The following is a 3,082-nucleotide window of genomic DNA, read 5'->3' as shown; positions in this document are numbered from 1 at the left end:
GGCCAGCGGGAAGTCCTCGGGCTCCGGCGGCAGTTGGCTGTTGAAGGCCGGTACGGTCGGCTCCGGTACGGGCGCGGAGACATGGGTCGGCGGGGGAGTCTGCGGCGGCACCGCGGCGCCGTTCCCCTGCTCGGGCTCGGGCCGCGGCCCGCCCAGTCCGGGCCCGGAGCCGGACCCCGGCCCGCTGCCCGGCTCCTCCACGGTGATCCCGTACTCGGTGGCCAGACCGAGAAGTCCGGTGTCGTAACCCTGCCCGAGCGCACGGAACTTCCAGCCGGTGCCGCGCCGGTAGAGCTCTCCGCAGATCAGCGCCGTCTCGGCGCCCGTCTCCGGCTCGATGTCGAACCGCACCAGCGGTTCGGCGCCCGCCCCGCCCTCGGCGTACAGCAGCAGCCGGAGCTGCCGTACGTCGGCGAAGGTGCCGCCGTCGGTGGACGCCGCCAGCAGCACCCGGTCCACATGCGGGGCGACGGCGCCCAGATCGGTCTCGACGGCGTCGTGCATGCCGTCCTGCTCCTGGGACTTGGGCAGATGGCGCACCGCGCCCGAGGGGTGCTCCGGCTGGTTGTAGAAGACGAAGTCCTCGTCGGAGGTGACGCTTCCGCCCTCGTCGATCAGCAGCGCGGACGCGTCGACGTCCGGCACCCCCGAGCCGGGAGGCCAGCACAGGACGGCGCGCACCGCCACAGTGTCCAACTGGATGTTCGAGCCCTTCACCATGGCGTGCGTCATGCCCTCATCCTGCCCTCCGCCTGTGTGCCGCGACAACGTGGGAGGCGCGCGAGGGGCAGGTCTGGTGCGGGGCGGTAACACATTCTTCATCCCGGACGGAACCAATGACCCCCTCCCGTACGTACGATGAGCGGCTGCTTCTCGCCGGTGGACGTCGGGCCGGTACGGCGGCGCACGACTTGCAGCGGCGGCGTCGGCCGTCGCGGATGCCGGGCGGCCGGAGCGCCGGCGCCCGCGCGAAGGGAAACGGGGTCACGGATGCGGCACTTCGGTCACCTTCCGCGTGCGGTGCGGAACGGGCTATTCCAGTACGAGCCCGGCGAGTTCACGGCGCAGTCGCCGGGACGCACCCTCGCGACCGCGCTCGGCGGCACCCTCTACTGCCCCGCGACGCGCACCGGCCTCGCCGCCGACGTGGCCAAGCAGGCACGGCGGGGCGTGGTCTCCATGGTGCTGTGCCTGGAGGACTCCATCGGCGACGCGGACGTGGCGGACGCGGAGGAGAATCTCGTCCGGCAGTTCGCGTCGCTGGCGTCGGGCGAGGCGGGTCTGCCGGAGCGGGAGGTGCCGCTGCTGTTCATCCGGGTGCGCGAGCCGGGGCAGATCACGGATCTGGTCGCGCGTCTGGGGGCGGCGGTACGGCTGCTGTCGGGGTTCGTGCTGCCGAAGTTCACCGAGGAGTGCGGCATTCCGTTCCTGGAGGCGCTGACGGAGGCCGAAACCTCCGCAGGGCGGCGGCTGTTCGCCATGCCGGTGCTGGAGTCCCCCGGTCTGCTGCATCTGGAGGGGCGCGCCGGGACGCTGGCGGGGATCGCCCGCGCCGTCGACAAGTACCGGGAGCGGGTGCTGGCGCTGCGGCTCGGCGTGACGGACTTCTGCTCGGCGTACGGGCTGCGCCGCACACCGGAGATGACGGCGTACGACGTCCAGCTCGTGGCGTCCGTCATCGGGGACGTCGTCAACGTCCTGGGCCGGGCGGACGGCACCGGCCACACCGTCACCGGGCCCGTGTGGGAGTACTTCCGGCTCCAGGAGCGGATGTTCAAGCCGCAGTTGAGGCAGAGCATCTTCACGGGGCGGGCCGAGGAGCTGCGTACCGCGCTCATCGACCACGACATGGACGGGCTGCTGCGCGAGATCGAACTCGACCGCGCCAACGGCCTGCTGGGAAAGACGTGCATCCACCCCTCCCATGTGCTGCCGGTGCACGCGTTGTCCGTGGTCAGCCTGGAGGAGTACAGCGATGCGACGGACATCCTGCGGCCCGAGCGCAGCGGAGGCGGTGTTGTGCGATCCGCGTACACGAACAAGATGAACGAGGTGAAGCCGCACCGGGCCTGGGCGGAGAGGACCCTGCTGCGCGCGGAGATGTTCGGAGTGGCCCGCGAGGGCGTCGGGTTCGTCGACCTTCTGGCGGCCGGGGCGCGTGCGGCCGATGAGCCGGCAGGAGAGAGATGAGCGACGGGAGGGGCGGCGCGTTGGACGGTGCGGTGCGGGTGGACGGTTCGGATGAGGGAGCCGGCGACGGGGCCGGTCACGGGGCCGGTTACGGGGACGGTGACGCGGTGTGGTCCGGCGAGTGGGTCGCCGGGCGGCTGGGCGTCGGGCTGAGCGGTGCCGGGCCGAACGGCACGGGACCCGGCGGGACGGGACTCGGCGGCGCGGACGCGGACGGGACCGGGACCGGGGATGAGACCGGCCGCCTGCGGGAACTGGTGGGCCTCGCGCTGCGCCGCAACCCCAAGCGCGCGCATCTCCTCGTCTCCCGCGTCCTGGGCAAGCACGTACCGGAGCGGCCCGCGACCGTCTACGGGACGGGCCTGCGGCTGGGGCGACGCGTACGGGACCTGCTGGGCGAGGACCTCGCCGCCCGTGCGGTGGTCCTCGGTTACGCGGAGACCGCCACGGCCCTGGGCCACAGCGTCGCCGACGGCATCGGCGGCGTACCGTTCCTGCACTCGACGCGGCGGGCGGTGCCGGGGGTGGCGGCCGCCGGCGGCTTCGAGGAGGAGCACAGCCACGCCACGTCCCATCTGCTGCTGCCGGAGGACCCGGAACTGCTGCGGGGCGACGGGCCGTTGGTCCTCGTCGACGACGAGTTCTCCACGGGGCGCACCGTGCGCAACACCGTGGCGGCGCTGCACCGGCGGCATCCACGGGAGCGGTATGTCGTGGTGGCGCTCACCGATATGCGCTCCGACGACGACGCGGCGGCGCTGGAGAAGGCGGCGGCCGAACTCGGCGCCCGCGTCGACGTGGTGGCGCTCGCGCGCGGCCGGGTCTCGCTGCCGCACGACGTGCTGGAGCGCGGACGGCGGCTCGTGGCGGAGGCCGAGGCGGCAGCCGGGCG

At 73.3% G+C, this 3,082-nt stretch carries 3 protein-coding genes; 2 read left to right on the top strand and 1 reads right to left on the bottom strand.

The features are described 5' to 3' along the window. On the bottom strand, nt 1–732 hold a 732-nt coding region (locus AN218_RS18830), incomplete at its 3' end, for a TerD family protein (protein ID WP_141747622.1). Between the two features lie 258 nt (nt 733–990). On the opposite strand from AN218_RS18830, the gene AN218_RS18825 reads away from it, so the two are divergent. Then, nucleotides 991–2,190 (top strand): HpcH/HpaI aldolase/citrate lyase family protein, encoded by a 1,200-nt coding sequence (locus tag AN218_RS18825; RefSeq protein WP_070018055.1) that lies wholly within the window; start codon nt 991–993, stop codon nt 2,188–2,190. Then, nucleotides 2,187–3,082: phosphoribosyltransferase domain-containing protein (locus AN218_RS18820; protein WP_171908715.1), on the top strand; the 896-nt coding region annotated here is incomplete at its 3' end. The genes AN218_RS18825 and AN218_RS18820, both read left to right, overlap by 4 nt.

Origin of the sequence: Streptomyces nanshensis, from assembly GCF_001751255.1 — a bacterium.
Taxonomy (GTDB): domain Bacteria; phylum Actinomycetota; class Actinomycetes; order Streptomycetales; family Streptomycetaceae; genus Streptomyces; species Streptomyces nanshensis_A.
This window is presented reverse-complemented; position numbering and strand designations above follow the sequence as displayed.

Bases quoted from the DNA above. Each gene is read 5' to 3' on its own strand.
- AN218_RS18825 (WP_070018055.1), top strand. From the start codon at position 991: ATGCGGCACTTCGGTCACCTTCCGCGTGCGGTGCGGAACGGGCTATTC.